A 17,848-nucleotide genomic window follows, 5' to 3' on the forward strand; every position below is an offset into this window, starting at 1 on the left:
GTCTGACGCTGGCGGCGGAGGCGTTCGAGCGGCTGGGTGCGGTGACGTGGGCCGAGCGGGCCCGGGCCGAGCTGCGGGTGGCGGGGGTGGCCACGCACGCCCCGTCCGTGCCGTCCGTCGAGCTGACCTGGCAGGAGCGCCGGATCGCCGATCTCGCCGCAAGCGGCCTGACCAACAAGGAGATCGGCGAACGCATGCACCTGTCACCGCGCACCGTCAGCTCACACCTGTACCGGGTCTTCCCCAAACTCGGCATCACCTCCCGCGCCGCCCTGCGCGACGCACTGGCCAGGCTGGAGGGCGAGGAGAGCGGGTGAGGCGGGCACGGGTTGTGGTGCCTCGAGTGGCTTAAGCGCCGTACGGAACGGGTCCCCTCACACGCTTCACCGTCACATGACTGATGTGTCCGGTTTCGTTACGGACGAAAGTGTGTGCCGCCAGCCCGGTTCACGGGTTCGCGGGACTGTCTTCGGAAACACGACGGAAGGCTTCACATGATCAACAGGCGCACCTTCAGCAAGGCCGTGGGTCTGGGCACCGGCGCGGCCGCGGTCTCGCTGTCCGGCCTGCAGACCAATGCGTCCGCCGCGACCGCCGGACAGCGGTCCACCACCCCGACGGTGCCCACCGTCACCCCTGGCACCCACACCCAGTTCCCCGTCATCAAGCAGGTCAAGGCGGGGCTGCTGAACGTCGGCTACGCCGAGCTCGGCCCCGCGCACGGCCCGGTGGTGATCTGCCTGCACGGCTGGCCGTACGACATTCACAGCTTTGTCGACGTGGCCCCGCTGCTGGCTGCCCAGGGCTACCGGGTCCTCGTGCCCTACCTGCGCGGTCACGGCAGCACCCGCTTCCTGTCCCGGCACACGCCCCGGACCGCCGAGCAGTCCGCGATCGCGCTGGACATCATCGCGTTCATGGACGCGCTGAAGATCCACAAGGCGGTTCTGGCGGGCTTCGACTGGGGTTCGCGCACCGCCGACATCATCGCGGCGCTGTGGCCCGAGCGGGTCAAGGCAATGGTCTCCACCAGCGGTTACCTCATCACCGACCGCAAGGTACAGCTGGCGCCGGCGGCGCCGGCCGTCGAGCACACCTGGTGGTACCAGTGGTACTTCGCCACCGACCGCGGTGTGCAGGCCATGGAGAAAGTCGACGACCGCCTCGCGCTGTGCCGCTATGTGTGGACGCTCGTCTCCCCGAACTGGAACTTCGACGACGCCACGTACGAGCGCACGGCCCAGGCCTTCCTCAACCCCGACTACGCGGCGATCGTCCTCTACAACTACCGCTGGCGCATCAGCCTCATCGAGGGTGACCGCCGCTACGACCGCTACGAGAAGCTGCTCGCGGCCCAGCCGCCCATCGGTGTCCCGACGGTTACCCTCGACCCGGCCCTGGACCCCTTCACCGCTCCGGGCGACGGTTCCGCGTACCGCAGCCACTTCACCGGTCCCTACGCGCACCAGACGATCGCGAACATCGGTCACAACCTGCCGCAGGAGGCGCCCACGGTCTTCGCGCAGGCCGTGGTCGACGCCGATCACCTCTGACGTCGTCGCTCGCCTCCGACGCCGCCGCCGATCACCTCTGACCACGAGGAGCCCCGATGAGTGAAGTCCTGTGGAACCGTCTGACCGCCGCCGAGCTGCGCGCCCTGGCGGCGCGGGACGCGGTGGTGCTGCTGCCCATCGGGGCCACCGAGCAACACGGCCCTCATCTGCCCACGGGTGTCGACGACTTCCTGGCGGCGGAGGTGTGCCGGCGGGCGGCGGTGCTGGCGGCCGAGCGCACGGGGGTGGTGGTGACGCCGTCGGTGCCGACGGGCCTGTCGGAGCATCACATGGCTTTCGGCGGCACCCTCACCCTCACTCTGCCCACCTTGCACGCGCTGCTGCGTGACATCAGCCGCTCCGTGATCCGGGCGGGCTTCTCACGCATTCTGATCGTCAACGGGCACGGCGGGAACATGACCGCGCTGAACGCCCTGACGACCGAGCTGACCACGGAGCTGGCGACGCCGATCGCGTTCGCCAGCTACTTCGGCGCCGGGCGGGAGGTGGTGCGGGACACCTTGGAGACGCAGGACGGTCTCATGCATGCCTGTGAGGGGGAGACGTCCATGATGATGGCCGCCCACCCTGACCTGATCCGGTCCGAGCATCTCCGCGAGGCGTACGGGCCGCGGATCACCCTGCCCGCGGAGTCCACCGAGCCGGTGTACATGGCCGTGCCCTTCGACCGGATCACCAAGTCCGGGGTGGCGGGCGACGCCAGGGTCGCGAGTGCCGAGAAGGGCGAGCGGATGCTGTCCGGGTGCGCTTCGGTGCTGGCGGACATCATCGTGCGGGACCCCTGGACGAAGTAGTACGCGGGCGGTGCGGCGGGAGGGGCGATGCCCCCTCCGCCGCACCTCGTGTCACGCCTCCGCGCGCTTGGGCAGGCGCCAGTTGGGGCGCGGGAAGTGGCAGGTGTAGCCGTCCGGGTAGCGCTGGAGGTAGTCCTGGTGCTCCGGCTCGGCCTCCCAGAACGGGCCGGCCGGCACCACCTCGGTCACCACCGGTCCCGGCCACAGCCCGGAGGCGTCGACGTCGGCGATGGTGTCCTCGGCGACACGGCGCTGTTCGTCGTCGTAGTAGAAGATCGCCGAGCGGTAGCTGAGGCCGATGTCGTTGCCCTGGCGGTTCCTCGTGCTCGGGTCGTGGATCTGGAAGAAGTACTCCAGGATCGTGCGGTAGTCGGTGATCTCGGGGTCGAAGGTGATCTCGATCGACTCCGCGTGCTTCCCGTGGTCGCGGTAGGTGGCGTTGGGCTTGTCGTTGTCACCGCTGTAGCCGACCCGGGTGTCCTTCACCCCGGGCAGGGCCCGGATCAGCTCCTGCATGCCCCAGAAGCAGCCGCCCGCCAACAGCGCCTTCTGTTCGGCGTTGCTCATGGCACCTCACCTTTCCGTTCGCACTCGTTCGCGTCCGTTCGCGCAGGTCTCCAGGCTCGCACGTCGGCGGGCCCGAGATCTCCACACCTACGCGTCACCGTCTTGACAGGTGACGCACAGCATGACAGATTCGTCACCAGTTAAAGCGGTGACGAACCGGCAATGCCGAAACGCCGCAGCTACCGATGAAAATTCCTGAAAGAGGTTTGTCGTGATGAGCATCAAGGGTGGACGCAAGGGCCTGGCGATGGGCGCGGTGGCGACGGCCGCGGCGGGGGCCGCCCTCGGCGCATTCGCCCTCAGCGGGACCGCCAGCGGCGCGACCGAGACGGCTGAAGCCGCGCAGGCCGGCAAGCACGCCAAGCCCACCATCGTCCTGGAGCACGGCGCCTTCGCCGACGGCTCCAGCTGGAACGGCGTCATCTCGCGGCTGAAGGCCGACGGCTATCCGGTCGTCGCCGCCGCCAACCCGCTGCGCGGCCCGGCCTCCGACGCCGCCGCCCTGCGCTCGGTCCTGGACCACGTCAAGGGCCCGAAGATCGTCGTCGGCCACTCCTACGGCGGCAACGTGATCAGCGAGGCAGCCACCAACGACCCCGACGTGAAGGCCCTGGTCTACGTCGCCGCCTTCCTGCCCGCCCCCGGCGAGAGCGCCCTGGAGCTGACCAACAAGTACCCGGGCTCCACCCTCCCCGGCACCCTGGACCCGGTCACCTACAAGCAGACCGACGGCTCCACGGTCACCGACCTGTACATCCAGCAGGACAAGTTCCGCCACCAGTTCGCCGCCGACGTGCCGCCGAAGCAGGCCGCCCTGATGGCCGCCGAGCAGCGCCCCATCGCCCAGTCCGCGCTGGAGGAGAAGGCCACCACCGCCGCCTGGAAGACCATCCCCAGCTGGGACATCATCACCACCGAGGACCTCAACATCCCGCCCGCGGTCCAGCGCTTCATGGCCAAGCGCGCCCACGCGCACACCACCGAGGTCGCCGCCTCCCACTCGGTCGCCGTCTCCCACCCCCGGCTGGTGGCCGACGTGATCGAGCGGGCCGCCCGCGCCACGGTTCGCTGACCCTCCTCGAAGGACGGCGGGATGCTCCGTCCCGCCGTCCTCGGGGCGACGCGGCATCCGTGACACCACCCAGGTGTGCGGAACGTGATCCCCACCGGCACGCGAACAGCAGGAGAATGGACATATGACCTCGCACTCCGACCCCCGTGCACTCGGTGCTTTCCTCAAGGCCCGTCGCGCGCAGCTGGACCCCCACGAGTGCGGCCTGCCCGAGACGGACTCCGCCCGCCGGGTCGCGGGACTGCGGCGTGAAGAGGTCGCCGCGCTCGCCTCGATCAGCGTGGACTACTACACCCGTCTCGAACAGGGCCGCGTCCGCGCCTCCACCCCTGTCCTCGCCACTCTCTCCCGCGCCCTGCGCCTGGACGAGGACGAGGAGCGCTACCTGTACGAACTCGCCGGCCGCTCCGACGACCGTCCGCGCCGTCGGCGCACCGCGCAGCGGGTTCGTCCCGCCATGCGCCGCCTGCTCGACCAACTCACCCACGCCCCCGCCCTCGTGCTGGGCCGGCGCCTGGACATCCTCGCCTGGAACGCCGCCGCCACGGCCCTCTACACCGACTTCGCCGCCGTACCGGCGGCCCGGCGCAACTATCTGCGCCTGATGTTCCTCGACCCCGCGATCCGCGGCATGCACCGCGAATGGGCGCATGACGCCCGGGACGCGGTCGCCGCGCTGCGCATGGAAGCCGCCGCCGACACCGACGACCCGGACCTCGCCGCGCTCGTCGGCGAACTGACCCTCCAGGACACCGACTTCCGCACCTGGTGGGCCGAACACCGCGTCAACAGCGCCACCTACGGCAGCAAGCAGTACCGCCACCCGCTGGTCGGCGACCTCACCCTCGACTGCGACACCTGGGCCGCGTCCGACGGCTCCGGCCAGCGCCTGATGGTCCTGACCGCCGAGCCCGGCAGCCCCTCCCACGACGCCCTGCGCATCCTCACCTCCTGGACCGCGGAGCCCGCGACGCCGGACACGGCGAAGGACAGGACCGCGTAGGTGACCGCGTAGGTGAACCCGCGCGCCGCCCTCTCTCGTGCTCCTAGGGAAACCCAAGCAGCTGTGTGCAGCTCACGCAGTTCGTGCTCCCGAGGAACGTGTGAGAGAGGTGGCGCATGCTCGCGTACGACGTCCACGGCAGCGGGCCCGGTCTGGTGCTCCTGCCCGGTGTGGGCGGCACCGCGGCCCTGACCTGGGAAACGCTGCTCGCCGGACTGGCGGCCGAGCACACCGTCGTCCTCACCGACCTTCCCGGGGCGGGGCGCAGCCCGCTGCCCGTCGGCCGGCTGGCGCTCGACACCGTGGCCGACCAGGTGGTGGCCGCGGCCGAGCGGGCCGGGCTGAGCGACTTCGTGATCGCCGGGCCCTCGCTCGGTGCGGCCGTCGCCATCAAGGCCGCCGCCCGTCACCCCGACCGGGTGCGCGGCCTCGTCACGCTGTCCGGCTTCGCCCGGCCCCACACCTCGCTGTGGCTGACGCTGGAGACCTGGGCGTCGATGCTCACCCGCCACGACGGCCGGCTGCGCGCCTTCCTGGCCTCGCTGGCCTTCTCCGCGGACTACCTGGCCGCCCGCACCCCGGAAACCGCCCAGTACCTGGCCACCCGCCTGCTGACGGCCGCCGCCGGTACCGCCCGGCAGATCGCCCTCGCGCTCGGCGTCGACGTCCACGGCGACCTTCCCTCGGTCACGGCTCCCACGCTGGTCGTGGCGTCAGCCGGGGACCGGTTCGTGTCACCCAAGCACTCGATCGACCTCGCCGACGGCATGCCCGGGGCCCGGCTGGCCGCCGTACGCGGCGGGCACGCCGCGACCTTCGAGGAGCCGGACCGCACGCTGGAGATCCTCACGGATTTCCTCCGCGACCTCCGCCCCTCCCTCACCGACCACACAGCAACCTACTCACACGTATGACATACATGTGATGTCCCACCCAGCTAGGAGACGATCCCCCCATGGCCAAGATGTTCTACGACGCCGACGCCGACCTGTCGGTCATCCAGAACCGCAAGGTCGCCGTCATCGGCTACGGCAGCCAGGGCCACGCCCACGCGCTGTCGCTCCGTGACTCGGGCATCGACGTCCGCGTCGGCCTGCACGAAGGCTCCACGTCCCGGGCGAAGGCCGAGGAACAGGGCCTGCGCGTGGTGACGGTGGCGGAGGCCGCCGCCGAGGCCGACGTCGTCATGATGCTGATCCCGGACCCGATCCAGGGCGAGGTCTACGAGGAGCACGTCGCCCCGCACCTGAAGGACGGCGACGCGCTGTTCTTCGGCCACGGCTTCAACGTCCGCTTCGGCTTCGTCAAGGCCCCGGCCGGGGTGGACGTGTGCATGGTCGCGCCCAAGGGCCCGGGCCACCTGGTGCGCCGCCAGTTCGAGGAGGGCCGCGGCGTTCCCTGTCTCGTCGCCGTCGAGCAGAACCCCTCCGGCGGCGCCCTCGCGCTGGCGCTGTCGTACGCCAAGAGCATCGGCGGCACCCGCGCCGGTGTCATCGAGACGACGTTCACCGAGGAGACCGAGACCGACCTGTTCGGTGAGCAGGCGGTGCTGTGCGGTGGTACGACCGCGCTGGTCAAGGCCGGTTTCGAGACGCTGACCGAGGCCGGGTACCAGCCGGAGATCGCCTACTTCGAGTGCCTGCACGAGATGAAGCTGATCGTGGACCTGATGTACGAGGGCGGCCTGGAGAAGATGCGCTGGTCGATCTCCGAGACCGCCGAGTGGGGCGACTACGTCACCGGCCCGCGGATCGTCACCGACGCCACCAAGGCGGAGATGAAGAAGATCCTCGCGGAGATCCAGGACGGCTCGTTCGCCAGGAACTGGATGGACGAGTACCACGGCGGCCTGAAGCGGTACGACGCGTACAAGCGGCAGGACGCCGAGCACCTCCTGGAGACCACCGGCAAGGAGCTGCGCAAGCTGATGAGCTGGGTGAACGAGGAGGCGTAGGTCCGCTCACCGCCAGGCTCAGTCGGTCAGCCGGTCCAGGACCACGGTGGCCAGGCGCAGCGCGGCGTGCAGTTCCGTCACCTCGGCGACGGTGGGACGGACCACTCCGGTCCAGTCGCCGCGCAGGCCGGGCCAGACGGCCAGCAGGACCTGGGCGCCGGCCAGGCCCAGGTGGGCCGTGACGTCGGTGCGGTCGTCGCCCGCGGGGGTCCAGGCCAGCAGAATGCGGCCCTGCGGGACACGGGAAGGACCGTCCAGCGGCATCCAGGTGGCCATGAGGGCGCCGTGCACCGGGGTGACGATCGCACCCCGGACGTCGGCGGGCATGGGCTGCCGGGTCAGCGTGGACAGCTCGACCGGAGCGTCGGCGCGGGTGCCGGGAACCAGGCTGAGGGCGGGCCGGGCCGGGCGGTGGCCACCGGGCCGCCGCCCGGCCGGTGACGTCGTGGCCGGCGAAGGGCCGCCCGCCGGTCGGCCGAACCTGTCGTGCCTCGTCATGTTCTCCCCCTTCACACCTGGTGCGTGCTTCGTGCCAGGAAGACCGTTGTGGGCTTCGTGGCACGAAGCTTTCCCGAGCCGGGGGGCGAACACATCCGTCATCTGACTGCCGGCCGGGCTCAGTACCTCTCGTCGGGCCCGGGTACGCCGGCGGCCGTGCGCTCCAGCAGGTGTGCGGCCTGGGACAGTGCGGAACGGCGCACGGCGTACGGGGCGGTGTGCGAGGTCACCTCGTGCAGTTCGGCCAGCAGACGGGCGAGGCGGCCCCCTCCGGTGTACGCCAGGGCGACGCTGCCCTCCCAGAGGGTCTCGCGCACTCGCTCCGGGGTGAACTGGCCGTCTCCGGCGCAGGCCACCAGCAGGCGCCCGGCCAGCGTCCGTTCCAGCGGTCCAGGGGCCCAGGCGCCCTGGTCGAGGTCCGCGCCGAGGCCGACGGTCAGCGAGGCGAGCCGCTCCACGGCGGAGGGGTGCCGCTCCGGGGCGGCGCAAGGAGCGGCTGTGTCATGGGACATGGGATTCGGTGGCCTTCTGCTCATGAGTGACATATGTCCGCCGGACTCCGGTGGACGACATGCCGGTGTAGGTTTCAATCAGAATACGTGTCTCAGCGGGGGTCGAGAAATGTGTGCGCTTCGCGGAGAAGACCGGAGCATCGATGAGATCGGACGCACTGTCCAACCGTATACGCATCCTCGAGGCAGCGGCGGAGGTGCTGGCCGGCCCCGGCGACTCCTCGCTGAAGTCCATCGCGCGCCGGGCGGGCGTGGGCCAGGGCACGCTCTACCGCCATTTCCCCAACCGGGAGTGCCTGGTGCTCCAGGTGTACGGGGACGAGGTGGAGGACCTGGTGAACGCCGTACCCGGCCTGCTGGCCACCCTGTCCCCGCAGCACGGGCTGTGCGCATGGCTGCGCCGCCTGCTGTACGTCGGCCGTTGCGCTCCGGAGTTCGCCGAGGCCATGAGCGGGGCCGGCGAGGTCCAGACAGAGGCGTGCCGGCAGGCGTACCGGCCGCTGCTGGACGCCCTGTCGGCGCTGGTGGCCGCCAATGCGGCGGCCGGGACGATCGCTCCCGGGACGACGGCCGAGGACGTGCTCACGCTGCTCGGTCCTCTGTGGCGCATCGGCGCAGACGGTGAGGGAGAGGATCGGGCGGAGCGGCTCTTCGAGGTCCTGATGCGGGGGCTGTGTCCAGGGAACGAGCCCAGGGATCAGTAGAGGTCTTCGGCCGGGTAGAGAGTGAACAGCCTGACCGTCTCCACGTACAGCCAGGCCAGGCTCAGGGTGAGCCCGAACGCGGCCGGCCAGCGCTGGTCGCGGGACGCACCGTGGGTGACGGCGCCCTCGACCTTGCGCAGGTGCAGGGGCAGGAAGGACATCCCGAGGGCGACCCCGACCACGCCCATCAGGACGCCGAGGCCCGCGGAGTGCAGGCCCAGGCCGTCGGCGCCCATGAGGGGGAACAGGGCCGTGTCCGCGAGGGCGACGAAGCACAGGGCGAACACCACGGCGCCGGCGAAGCCGTACCGCCGTCGGTGCACGCGCATCCAGCGCAGCCGGTAGGCGAGCAGCACGCCGGCGGAGGTGGCCATCGACCCCAGGACGGTCTGGACGAGCAGGCCCGGGGAGAGGCGGTTGAAGGCCGTGGCCGAGAGCACCCCGAGACATATGCCCTGCACGGCGGCGAACATCAGGGTCAGGGTCGGCGACGGCCGCTTGCGGCGGCACTGCACGATCACGAGTGCCGCGGCCGGCAGTCCGGCGCCGCCGGCAATGGCGTAGGCGGCGACCGTACCGATGGGCAGGTGGGGCAGCAGGGTCCACGACAGGGTGACGGCAAGGGCCGTCACCCCGAGTCCTGCCAGCCAGCGGGGCAGGACGTCGTCCATCGTCATCAGGTCGCCGACCGTGAGGGGCAGCGGGTCTGTGTCGCTTCCGTGAGCCTGGTCCAGGTCCTGGCCTGTGGTGCTCCGGCCTTGTACGACGGCGATGCCCGCGCGCGGGTCCTTGGCCATCGTCTTCTGCCCGCCCCGCCGCTCGAACTGCGGCCAGGCCAGTATCGGGTTGCTGCTCTTCAGGGAACGGTGCTGTTCGACCGGTGTCACGCCAGGTCCTCTCTCCGTGTCGGAGACGCCGGAGGCGTCGGCTGCCGTCAGCCTCCTTCATCGGACAAACAGTGCACATCAGTCAGTTGACGGTGGAGTCCGGCATCCGAGTCCGTACAGGACGGACGGCTTTTGCCGTCACGACAGCGGGAACCCCAGCTCCCGCGCTGCCGTCTCGGGGGTGTGCTGGGACCAGAGCTCCGCGACCGCCTCGTTGGTGGCCAAGGAACGCGCCTGGGCCACATCCAGGTAGAGCGTGCCGTTGAGGTGGTCGGTCTCGTGCTGGACGATACGGGCGGGCCAGCCGGTGAACACCTCGTCGATCGCGTGCCCGTGCTCGTCCTGTCCCCGCAGTCGCACCCGGGTGGACCGGGCCACGACGGCCTGCCACCCCGGCACGCTCAGGCAGCCCTCGAAGAACGCCGCCCGGGTGTCGCCCTCCGGCTCGTAAGAGGGGTTGATGAGCACCTGGAACGGCAAGGGCGTACGGCCGCGTGCCTCCAGTGCTTCACGGGCCCCGCGTGCCCGGTCCTCCACCGCGGCGATGCTCAGCGGGACGCCCACCTGGGGAGCGGCCAGGCCCACGCCGGGGGCGTCGCGCATCGTCGTGCGCAGCGCGGCCACGAACCGTTCCAGCAGGGCGTCGTCGAGTTGGCCGTCGTACGGCTCTGCGACCCGGCGCAGGACGGGACGGCCCGCGGCGAGGATGGGCAACGGGCCGCCCGGCGCGAGGAGTTCCTCGATGTGCTCGGACAACTGCTGGGCGGTCGTGGGAGTGCTCACCGGTCAGCTCGCCAGGGTGTAGAAGCGTATGGGGGAATTGGGGACGAAGCCGATCCGCGGGTACACGGGGGCACCGGCGACGGTGGCGTGCAAGGTGGCCCGGGTCAGGCCGGTGGCGCGGGCGCCCTCGAACAGGGCCTTGCGGGTCACCGCCTCGCCGTAGCCGCGGCGTTGCTGGTCCGGCTCGGTGGCGACCAGGATCACGAACAGGCGGCCCTGGGCCTCGACGGTCGCGGCGCAGGCGACCGGGGTGCCCTCGCGCAGGGCCAGGTAGGCGAACACGTCCTGCTTCCACAGGGCGGAGCCGGCCAGCCCGTCGCGCCCGTCCGCCACGTCGAAGCCGTAGGCACGGGAGTTGATGTCGGCGTAGGCCATGAGCTGCTCGTCGGTGGTCACCCGCTCGAAGGTGAGGTCGGGGTGGTGGGGCTCGGGGACGGGCAGCAGGTCACCGGCCATGCCGGTGCCGGGGAAGGCGTGCACGAGGCCCGCGCGCTGTGCCACCGTGTCCAGCGTGTCGCGCACGTCGCCGACGAGCAGGTCCTCGAACAGCCACAGGAAACCGGGCCGCTGCTTCGACCGCATGATCTCGGCGGCCCGGAGGACGCGTTGCTCCAGCAGTTCCCTCTCCACGCCGACCTCGGTGAGGGTGATCGCGTTCCAGAAGGCGAAGCGGCAGTCGGCCCAGCGGATGGTGAGGCCCGGCAGGTCCCGTACGTCCGCCTTCTCGTTCCGGTCGAGCACCATGGCGCGCCAGACCGTGGACAGCTGTGCCACCGATTCGACCGCGGCCGCGAGATCCGTCACGGCAACTCCCTCATCTAGTCGGGTATGCGAACGTCCCCGCCGGTCCAACGACCGGCGGGGGGCGGCAGTCCCGGGCTCTCTTTTCCTTTCTCGCCCCCACAGCGAGGCCGGGGAGAGCCCGGTGGGTGGCCGCCCGGTTGCGCACCAGTCGGTACGGCCGCCCTGCCCCCGCCCCCGGCCGTGGACGGAAGCCTGCCGATCTTCACACGGATGCGGAGAGGCCCCGGGTTCACCTCACAGCGTCATTCGTTCACCGGGCGAGGCACACTGGAGTCACATGTTCATGAGACACCTGCCGCGAATCTCACATGTGTGAACCCATGGGCGAGACGGGCGCGTGTTGATGCTGTCGCGGAGACCCCCTGTTGTGCCGGCTCCGCCGACTCACTGTGAGGAGAATCCCATGACCCTGGCAGGCGATGGCTACATCCGGCAGTCCGTGGCCGTGGTCGGCGCCGGAGCGGTCGGCGGCGTGTTCGCGTCGGCCGTGCACCGGGCCGGACACGACGTCCTGCTCTGCGTCCGGACCCCGTTCGACGAACTGGTGATAGAGACCTCCCAGGGCGAGGAACATGTTCCGGTGACCGTGGTCACCGACCCTGCGGGGCTGCGGCCGGTGGACTGGGTCCTGCTGGCGGTCAAGTCCTTCGACACGGCCGGCACGGCCCGCTGGCTCGCGGCCCTGTGCGACGAGAACACCACCGTCGTCGTCCTGCGCAACGGCGTCGAGCAGACCGATGACGTGCAGGCCCTGGTCCCCCGGGCAACCGTCGTTCCGGCGCTGGTGTACATCCAGGCCGAGCGGCTGGCACCGGGCCACATCCGGCACGGCTACGGAAACAGCCTCGACGTCCTCGCGGGGCCCGACGCGGACCGGCTGGCCCGGCTGTTCCACGGCAGCGGGACGGACATCCGCCCGCAGCAGGACCTGGTCACGGCCGCATGGCGCAAGCTGATGCTCAACGCCGCGGTGAACCCCCTGACGGCCCTCACCCTGCGCCGGATGGAAGTGATGGGCGACAGCATGATCCTCGGACTCGCCGAGGGCCTGATGCGCGAGACCCAGGTGGTGGCCGAGGCGGTCGGAGCCCGTCTCACCGGAGCGGACGTGCGCCGGACACTGGCGTTCATGAAGGAGTTCAGCGACGGCAACGGCACGTCGATGCTGTACGACCGGCTCAACGGCAACGCCCTGGAGTGGGAGGCGCTCAACGGGGCGGTGGTCAGGTATGCCGACCTGTACGGGATCGACGTACCGCTGAACCGGGCCATGACGGCGCTGCTTCACGCGCTGCGCCCGCTGCCCACGACGACGACGGCCGAAGGACCCGCGGACACCCGTCTCGCGGCCGCCTGAGCCGGCACATCGACGTGAACCACGCCCGGGGGCACCACCGTTCAGCCCCAGAAGGACGTCATGAGCGACATCGCATCGAAGCGGCGGGACTTCGACGAGATCGACACCGACGGTGACGGTTTCGTCACCGCTGTCGAGCTCGCCGCCTCGCTTCAGGTCAACCCGAAGGTGAGCGACGACAACATCGCGGCGGTCGTCGAGATCGCCGACGAGGACGGGGACCGTCGGATCGACTTCGACGAGTACGCGGCGCTGGTGCGCTGACCCGCTCACACCTCGGCCCCGTGTGCCGCGGCGTCCTGCCGTGGCGCACGGGGCCGAGGGCCGATCAGGCCGGGGTGATGTTGTAGTTGAAGCGGAAGACGTTGGCCGGGTCGTACGTCCTCTTCAGCAGGGCAAGCCGCTCATAGCGCTGCGCCCCGTACAGCTCGCGCACTCCCTCGGTGTCGGTCGCCTCGTCCGGGGAGAGGAAGTTCACCAGGTTCCGCTCGGCCGCCCACGGCGTCAGACCGTCGAAGACCCGCGCCAGCTCGGCCCGCAGCTCGGCCGCGTGGTCCGGGGCTCCCACCGCGAACCCGAAGGCGACGTACGGAAGGCCCCGGCTGGGCACCGAGTTGGGGAACTCGGGTTCCCGGTCGAAGGCGCCGCCGAGTGCCCGTATCTCGACGCTCACCAGCGTGCATCCCGAATCCCGGCCGGCCAGCTCCACGAGCGCCTGGGCCGTCTTGCCGGAGAACTCCCGCAGGCCCAGGCTGCGGTCGTAGTACGGCATCGGGTCGACCGGGTCCAGGTGGATCTCCCCGATCGCGGCGAACGGCTTCTCCCCCACCAGGTCGACGAGTGCCGGCGCCGCGTCCCGCAGCGGCTCGATGAGCCGCTCGCCGTCAGCCGCCGTACCGAGGTAGCCGATCCGCAGGTGGACCACGAAGGCGCCACGCAGCGGGTCGGGCAGGGCGGGGAGATCGGGCAGCCGCTGGATGGCGACGGAGGAGGTCATGTCCTCCGCCACCGTCGGCAGCCAGGCGCGCCAGGCGTCCAGCACCCGGTCCAGGTGCTCGCCCGCGAAGTAGATGCCGCCGCCGTAGAAGCGGGACACCGGGAACGCCTCGAACTCGATCTCGGTGACGACGCCGAAGTTGCCCTTGCCGCCCAGGAGCGCCCAGTACAGGTCCGGTTCGCTCTGCGGGGTCACCCGGCGCAGTTCTCCGTCCGCGGTGACGACGTTCAGCCGGCGCACCTGGTCGGCGGCGTAGCCGTACTTGCGGCCCAGCAGCGGGCTCTGGCCGCCGCCGAGGGTGTAGCCGACGACGCCGACCTCGGGTGCCGAGCCGATGACGGGGGCCAGGCCGGCCTCTGCCGTGCGCGGCAGCACCTCGCTCCAGCACACACCCGCCTCGACACACACGGTGCCGTTCTGCGCGTCGACGGCGAGGCCCTTCATCCGCCCGGTCGTGATCAGCAGCGCGCCCTCCGCCGCGGAGACCACCTGGTGGGCAGCGGACTTCACCGCTACCGGCAGCCCGTGGCGAGCCGCGAAGCGGACCGCCGCGACGACGTCCTGCTCACTGCCCGCGCCGACCACGACGGCCGGCCGCAGGGGGCAGACCAGGTTGTACGTGGCGCACTCGGCCTCGTAGCCGTCCATGCCCGGCTCCAGCACCGGCCCCGTGACCGCACCCCGCAGAGCCTCCACATCCTGCGGGCTCAGCCGCAGGCCCGCCGCATCAGACATTTCCGCACTCATTTGATCGCAACCTCACTTACCCGCGGAACATCCCGTGGCGCGCCCGCGCAGAGCAGCGCGGGGACGGGCGACGGGCGTCGAAACCTGACGTGACTGACACGAGTCGGACGGCCTTCGCCGTTCACATGAATGTGTCCAACTGTGTGTGCCGGACGGGCAGGTGGGCCGTCGGTCACTGCTCGTTCATCAGGTATTCGGCGTACCACTCGGGCCACTTCGCGTCGTCCTCGCCCGTCCGCCGCACATGTTCGCCGTGCGCGGCCGCCGCTCGTCGCAAGGCCTGGGCGAGCGTGTCCGCGGAGGTGAAGGACACTGTCAGCGCGTCGACGCGACCGGGCAGGCGGGTCGTGACCTCCTGCACCAGCCAGGTGTTGCCGTCCGGGTCGCTGAACGGAAAGTGTGAGCGGTAGCTCTCCCGCTCGGGGTGCAGTCCGGGCTGCGGCGCCGGCCCGCCGGTGTGGTAGTAGTCGCCGACCTGGACACCCAGTGCGGTCAGCCGGTCCCGGGTGGCGACGATGTCGTGGACGCACAGGTACATGTTCTGCGCCGAGCCGGGCGTGGCCGTGGTCAGGCCGGTGCCGAACTGGACGGAGCACGCGGAGCCGGGCGGGGTGAACTGGACCTTGGTGGGCGGTGTGCGGTCCAGCCGCCAGCCGAGCCGCGCGTAGAACTCCTTGGCCCGCTCGACATCGGACACCGGAATCGTCACCACTTCGAGGCGCTGTTCCGCCATGACGATATGCCTCTCCCTCGGCCGCACATGAGAACGCTGGGACATCACCGGTAGGATACCCACACAAACGGCACAAACATTGCTAAACGTATTTAGCGGCTCACACCGTCGGGAGACAGAAAGGCGATCGGCACACTCACACCCCTGGGCTGGAGATACATTGCACACTGCAGGGTGTCCGGATTCTTTTCATCGGTGGGCGGGGAATGAACGCGCAGCAGGAGTACAGAGGGCGACGACTGGGGCTGACGAGCCTCACGGTCGCGGCGAGTGGCCTGCTCGCCCTGCTGATCGGCGTGGCGTTCGCGGTCCTGCTGTGGGCGATCTCCGACGCCAACAGCTCCACCGCCGCCCGCAGGGCTTCCCGTACCGCGCTCGTCGAGGTCGGAACCATGGAACGGCTGCTCCTCGATCTCGAGACCGGGCAGCGGGGCTTCGTGATCACCAAGCAGGAAACGTTTCTTCAGCCATGGCTTCAGGCGCGCTCCGAACTCCCCGCGGAGGCACGGCGATTCACGGAGAGCGCCACGTCCGCAGAACAGCGGCGCACTGCGGAACAGATCACCCGGGGTGTCGAGTCCTTCCTGAACGACTACTCGATCCCGCTGGTCGAGATGGTCCGGCGGGACGACCCCGCCGCGTCCTCCTTGAAGACGACCACCGAGGGCAAGGAGCGAGTCGACACCTTGCGGGCCCAGTTCCACCGCTACATGGCGGACGAACGGGCACAGCTCGCCGAGCGCACCGACGCCGCCGGCACGAACAGCCACCAGGCGGTGCTGGCGGCGGCCATCGGGCTCGCGGCGTCGACCGCGCTCGTGGCCGTCTTCACGATCCTCCAGCACCGCGCGGTGGTCCGGCCGGTGCGCGGGGCCGCCGCCGCCGCAAAGGAGCTGGCGGGCGGTGACCTGAGCATGCGGATCCCGCCCAGCAGGGTGGCCGAGATCGGGGCGCTGGGCACCTCCTTCAACAGCATGGCCGCCTCACTGCAGGACAGCCGCCGCCGGATCATGGAGAGCACCGAGGCCGTGCATCGGCGTACCGCCCGCGACCTGCACGACGGGGCGCAGCAGCGCCTGGTGAGCCTGATGATCGGGCTGCGGCTCGCGCGGGAGATGCTCCCTGAGACGGAGGCGGCGACGGCCGACCTGCTGGACCAGTCCATCGACAACGCGCAGACCGCCATCAATGAGCTGCGGGAACTGGCGTCGGGCATCTATCCGCTGGTGCTGACGGTGAAGGGTCTGGTGGCGGCGGTCAAGGACCTCGCGGCCCGCTGCCCGGTGCCCACCGTCGTGGAGACCAAGGACGAGCGGCGGATCTCCTCCACCGTGGAGTCGAACGCCTACTTCGTCGTGGCCGAGGCGGTGACGAACGCCGTGAAGCACGCGCAGGCGTCCCGGATCGACGTCTCCGTCGAGTTCGGGGACGTCCTGCGGATCAAGGTCGCCGACGACGGCGTCGGCGGCGTGGGCAAGGAGACGGCCGGCAGTGGGATGACCGGGCTGGCCGACCGGGTGGCGGCCTTCGACGGCAAGGTGTCCATCGACTCCCCGCCCGGCGTCGGCACCACCATCCTGATCCAGATCCCGCTGCGGGACTGAAGCCGGTCCGGCGAGGGCGGCGGACCAGGCCTCGGCGGCCTCACGCACTCAAGAGCCCTCGGTCGGCCCGAGGGGGATGGTCGCGGTGAGTGTGGTGCCGGTGCCGGGGGTGTGGCGCACCGTCAGGGTGCCGTCGAGGCTGGCGGCCCGTTCGGTCAGGGCGTTCAGGGCGGCCAGGTCGGGCGGCGTCACGGGCGGTGCTCCGTCGTCCGCCACGGTGAGCCGCAGGTTCGGGCCGATGTCGGCGGTCACCCGGACGCGGGTGCCCCCGCCGTGGTCCAGGGCCCGGTCGACGGCCTCGGCGACCAGGAGGAACGCGTGGGTCTCGACCAGCCGGGGCAGTCGTCCGGACAGGGTGGTCGAGACGGTCAGCCGTCCCGGGTGGCGCCGGGCGAGGGCGGCGAGGGCCGCGGGCAGGCCCCCGGCACGCAGGGCACCGGGGCACAGGGCGTCGGTGACCTCCCGGACGCCGGCCAGCGCCTCTTCGGTGTCGCGTACCGCGTCGTGCAGCAGGTCGACTGCCGGGGAAGGGGCCGCGCCCAGCTCCTGCCGGGCCATGTTCAGCCCCAGCAGGGCCCTGACCAGGCGTTCCTGAACCCCGTACTGCAGAGCCCCGGCATGCTGCCGATCTCGCTCCGCCTGCCGGTGCGCGAGGAGCCGGAGCGGCGTCCCCGGGGCCTGGAGGCGGGAGGCGGGAGGAACCGGTGGGGCAACCGGCTCGAAGAGGTAAAGGGCAGCGCTGCCGCCCGCCCCTGGCAGGGGCACCCGGCTCCACTGGACCGGCAGCGGGGAACCGTCGGCCCGGGTGAGCGTGCCCTCTCCCTGTTCAGGGACGCCGAGGTCCGTTTCGGACACGTCGGTGGCAGCGGGCGCGGCAACCGGACGGCCATCGCAGCCCAGCAGGTCGGACGGTCGTGCGCGGTCCGTCGCCGCGGCGGCCGCCGGGTTCGCGTACCGCACGACGTGGTCGGCGTCCACGGCCCAGACGGGCTGTCGTAGGACGTCAAGGACGCTGCCCCAGACTTCGAGGACACTTCCCCACGTACTGGCGATCGACGTCATCGCGCATGTCCTTCCCCCGGCCCGGCAAGTTGTCCGTCGCATTCCGCCGCCGAATGAACTCTGGCAGGCGATTCTCGGCCGCACATACGTCATTTGACTCGGATGCTCGAGGGCACTGCGACCGCGCAGAGAACCCGACGGCCGGCACGGGAGACATGTCCGGCTGCCGAAGCCGCGGCACGCGTCAGATCGCGGT

General features: G+C 70.8%; 20 protein-coding genes. 11 read left to right on the top strand and 9 right to left on the bottom strand.

Annotated elements, in window-relative coordinates:
• From IQ210_RS46640 to IQ210_RS46650, 3 genes are all read left to right on the top strand, one after another.
• On the top strand, positions 1-317 hold a 317-nt coding region (locus IQ210_RS46640; RefSeq protein ID WP_194085344.1), incomplete at its 5' end, for a response regulator transcription factor.
• 177 nt (positions 318-494) lie between these two features.
• On the top strand, positions 495-1,553 hold the full coding sequence (locus tag IQ210_RS46645) for an alpha/beta fold hydrolase (RefSeq protein ID WP_194085345.1): 1,059 nt from the start codon (positions 495-497) through the stop codon (positions 1,551-1,553).
• A gap of 56 nt (positions 1,554-1,609) precedes the next feature.
• Positions 1,610-2,368: a creatininase family protein gene (locus IQ210_RS46650; RefSeq protein ID WP_194085346.1), complete on the top strand. Its 759-nt coding sequence runs from the start codon at positions 1,610-1,612 to the stop codon at positions 2,366-2,368.
• A 51-nt stretch (positions 2,369-2,419) separates the two neighbouring features.
• Here IQ210_RS46650 and msrA read toward each other — a convergent pair whose 3' ends face one another.
• Complete coding sequence (gene msrA, locus IQ210_RS46655; RefSeq protein WP_194085347.1) at positions 2,420-2,935, bottom strand: peptide-methionine (S)-S-oxide reductase MsrA; 516 nt, start codon at positions 2,933-2,935, stop codon at positions 2,420-2,422.
• Positions 2,936-3,149: 214 nt separating this feature from the next.
• Between msrA and IQ210_RS46660 the strand changes: the two genes are divergently transcribed.
• From IQ210_RS46660 to ilvC, 4 genes are all read left to right on the top strand, one after another.
• The gene (locus IQ210_RS46660) at positions 3,150-4,007 is read left to right on the top strand and encodes an alpha/beta fold hydrolase (protein ID WP_194085348.1); all 858 of its coding nucleotides are present in this window, start codon (positions 3,150-3,152) and stop codon (positions 4,005-4,007) included.
• 124 nt (positions 4,008-4,131) lie between these two features.
• Positions 4,132-5,010 carry a helix-turn-helix domain-containing protein gene (locus IQ210_RS46665; protein ID WP_194085349.1) on the top strand — a complete coding sequence of 293 codons (879 nt, stop codon included), beginning with the start codon at positions 4,132-4,134 and terminating at the stop codon, positions 5,008-5,010.
• Between the two features lie 116 nt (positions 5,011-5,126).
• Positions 5,127-5,924: an alpha/beta fold hydrolase gene (locus IQ210_RS46670; RefSeq protein ID WP_194085350.1), complete on the top strand. Its 798-nt coding sequence runs from the start codon at positions 5,127-5,129 to the stop codon at positions 5,922-5,924.
• A 41-nt stretch (positions 5,925-5,965) separates the two neighbouring features.
• On the top strand, positions 5,966-6,964 hold the full coding sequence (ilvC, locus tag IQ210_RS46675; RefSeq protein ID WP_194085351.1) for a ketol-acid reductoisomerase: 999 nt from the start codon (positions 5,966-5,968) through the stop codon (positions 6,962-6,964).
• 18 nt (positions 6,965-6,982) lie between these two features.
• On the opposite strand, the gene IQ210_RS47780 is transcribed toward ilvC, so the two are convergent.
• Both IQ210_RS47780 and IQ210_RS46685 read right to left on the bottom strand, forming a co-directional pair.
• Positions 6,983-7,462: a hypothetical protein gene (locus IQ210_RS47780; protein WP_228049665.1), complete on the bottom strand. Its 480-nt coding sequence runs from the start codon at positions 7,460-7,462 to the stop codon at positions 6,983-6,985.
• Positions 7,463-7,581: 119 nt separating this feature from the next.
• Complete coding sequence (locus IQ210_RS46685) at positions 7,582-7,974, bottom strand: hypothetical protein (protein WP_194085352.1); 393 nt, start codon at positions 7,972-7,974, stop codon at positions 7,582-7,584.
• 143 nt (positions 7,975-8,117) lie between these two features.
• Here IQ210_RS46685 and IQ210_RS46690 point away from each other — a divergent pair, with 143 nt between their 5' ends.
• Positions 8,118-8,678, top strand: coding sequence for a TetR/AcrR family transcriptional regulator (locus tag IQ210_RS46690; protein ID WP_194085353.1), 561 nt, complete (start codon positions 8,118-8,120; stop codon positions 8,676-8,678).
• Here IQ210_RS46690 and IQ210_RS46695 read toward each other — a convergent pair.
• From IQ210_RS46695 to IQ210_RS46705, 3 genes are all read right to left on the bottom strand, one after another.
• Complete coding sequence (locus tag IQ210_RS46695; RefSeq protein WP_194085354.1) at positions 8,672-9,565, bottom strand: Bax inhibitor-1/YccA family membrane protein; 894 nt, start codon at positions 9,563-9,565, stop codon at positions 8,672-8,674. The two genes, IQ210_RS46690 and IQ210_RS46695, sit on opposite strands and share 7 nt — an antisense overlap.
• Positions 9,566-9,703: 138 nt before the next feature.
• Positions 9,704-10,348 (bottom strand): peptide deformylase, encoded by a 645-nt coding sequence (locus tag IQ210_RS46700; RefSeq protein ID WP_194085355.1) that lies wholly within the window; start codon positions 10,346-10,348, stop codon positions 9,704-9,706.
• A gap of 3 nt (positions 10,349-10,351) precedes the next feature.
• Complete coding sequence (locus IQ210_RS46705) at positions 10,352-11,152, bottom strand: GNAT family N-acetyltransferase (RefSeq protein ID WP_194085356.1); 801 nt, start codon at positions 11,150-11,152, stop codon at positions 10,352-10,354.
• A 403-nt stretch (positions 11,153-11,555) separates the two neighbouring features.
• Between IQ210_RS46705 and IQ210_RS46710 the strand changes: the two genes are divergently transcribed.
• Positions 11,556-12,509: a 2-dehydropantoate 2-reductase gene (locus tag IQ210_RS46710; RefSeq protein ID WP_194085357.1), complete on the top strand. Its 954-nt coding sequence runs from the start codon at positions 11,556-11,558 to the stop codon at positions 12,507-12,509.
• A gap of 60 nt (positions 12,510-12,569) precedes the next feature.
• Positions 12,570-12,773, top strand: coding sequence for an EF-hand domain-containing protein (locus IQ210_RS46715; protein WP_194085358.1), 204 nt, complete (start codon positions 12,570-12,572; stop codon positions 12,771-12,773).
• Between the two features lie 64 nt (positions 12,774-12,837).
• On the opposite strand, the gene IQ210_RS48150 is transcribed toward IQ210_RS46715, so the two are convergent.
• Entirely contained in the window at positions 12,838-14,241 is a 1,404-nt protein-coding gene (locus tag IQ210_RS48150) for an FAD-binding oxidoreductase (protein ID WP_194085359.1), read from the bottom strand.
• Between the two features lie 184 nt (positions 14,242-14,425).
• Positions 14,426-14,986, bottom strand: a complete 561-nt coding sequence (locus tag IQ210_RS46725) for a VOC family protein (RefSeq protein WP_228049666.1) — start codon at positions 14,984-14,986, stop codon at positions 14,426-14,428.
• Between the two features lie 206 nt (positions 14,987-15,192).
• On the opposite strand from IQ210_RS46725, the gene IQ210_RS46730 reads away from it, so the two are divergent.
• Positions 15,193-16,590, top strand: a complete 1,398-nt coding sequence (locus IQ210_RS46730) for a sensor histidine kinase (protein ID WP_194085361.1) — start codon at positions 15,193-15,195, stop codon at positions 16,588-16,590.
• Between the two features lie 48 nt (positions 16,591-16,638).
• On the opposite strand, the gene IQ210_RS46735 is transcribed toward IQ210_RS46730, so the two are convergent.
• Positions 16,639-17,652 (bottom strand): sensor histidine kinase, encoded by a 1,014-nt coding sequence (locus IQ210_RS46735; protein ID WP_194085362.1) that lies wholly within the window; start codon positions 17,650-17,652, stop codon positions 16,639-16,641.
• Between the last annotated feature and the right edge of the window lie 196 nt (positions 17,653-17,848).

Source organism: Streptomyces justiciae (assembly GCF_015163075.1).
Lineage (GTDB): Bacteria > Actinomycetota > Actinomycetes > Streptomycetales > Streptomycetaceae > Streptomyces > Streptomyces justiciae.

Bases quoted from the DNA above. Each gene is read 5' to 3' on its own strand.
- IQ210_RS46645 (WP_194085345.1), top strand. From the start codon at position 495: ATGATCAACAGGCGCACCTTCAGCAAGGCCGTGGGTCTGGGCACCGGC.
- IQ210_RS46650 (WP_194085346.1), top strand. From the start codon at position 1,610: ATGAGTGAAGTCCTGTGGAACCGTCTGACCGCCGCCGAGCTGCGCGCC.
- msrA (WP_194085347.1), bottom strand. From the start codon at position 2,935: ATGAGCAACGCCGAACAGAAGGCGCTGTTGGCGGGCGGCTGCTTCTGG.
- IQ210_RS46660 (WP_194085348.1), top strand. From the start codon at position 3,150: ATGAGCATCAAGGGTGGACGCAAGGGCCTGGCGATGGGCGCGGTGGCG.
- IQ210_RS46665 (WP_194085349.1), top strand. From the start codon at position 4,132: ATGACCTCGCACTCCGACCCCCGTGCACTCGGTGCTTTCCTCAAGGCC.
- IQ210_RS46670 (WP_194085350.1), top strand. From the start codon at position 5,127: ATGCTCGCGTACGACGTCCACGGCAGCGGGCCCGGTCTGGTGCTCCTG.
- ilvC (WP_194085351.1), top strand. From the start codon at position 5,966: ATGGCCAAGATGTTCTACGACGCCGACGCCGACCTGTCGGTCATCCAG.
- IQ210_RS47780 (WP_228049665.1), bottom strand. From the start codon at position 7,462: ATGACGAGGCACGACAGGTTCGGCCGACCGGCGGGCGGCCCTTCGCCG.
- IQ210_RS46685 (WP_194085352.1), bottom strand. From the start codon at position 7,974: ATGTCCCATGACACAGCCGCTCCTTGCGCCGCCCCGGAGCGGCACCCC.
- IQ210_RS46690 (WP_194085353.1), top strand. From the start codon at position 8,118: ATGAGATCGGACGCACTGTCCAACCGTATACGCATCCTCGAGGCAGCG.
- IQ210_RS46710 (WP_194085357.1), top strand. From the start codon at position 11,556: ATGACCCTGGCAGGCGATGGCTACATCCGGCAGTCCGTGGCCGTGGTC.
- IQ210_RS46715 (WP_194085358.1), top strand. From the start codon at position 12,570: ATGAGCGACATCGCATCGAAGCGGCGGGACTTCGACGAGATCGACACC.
- IQ210_RS48150 (WP_194085359.1), bottom strand. From the start codon at position 14,241: ATGTCTGATGCGGCGGGCCTGCGGCTGAGCCCGCAGGATGTGGAGGCT.
- IQ210_RS46725 (WP_228049666.1), bottom strand. From the start codon at position 14,986: ATGGCGGAACAGCGCCTCGAAGTGGTGACGATTCCGGTGTCCGATGTC.
- IQ210_RS46730 (WP_194085361.1), top strand. From the start codon at position 15,193: ATGAACGCGCAGCAGGAGTACAGAGGGCGACGACTGGGGCTGACGAGC.
- IQ210_RS46735 (WP_194085362.1), bottom strand. From the start codon at position 17,652: ATGACGTCGATCGCCAGTACGTGGGGAAGTGTCCTCGAAGTCTGGGGC.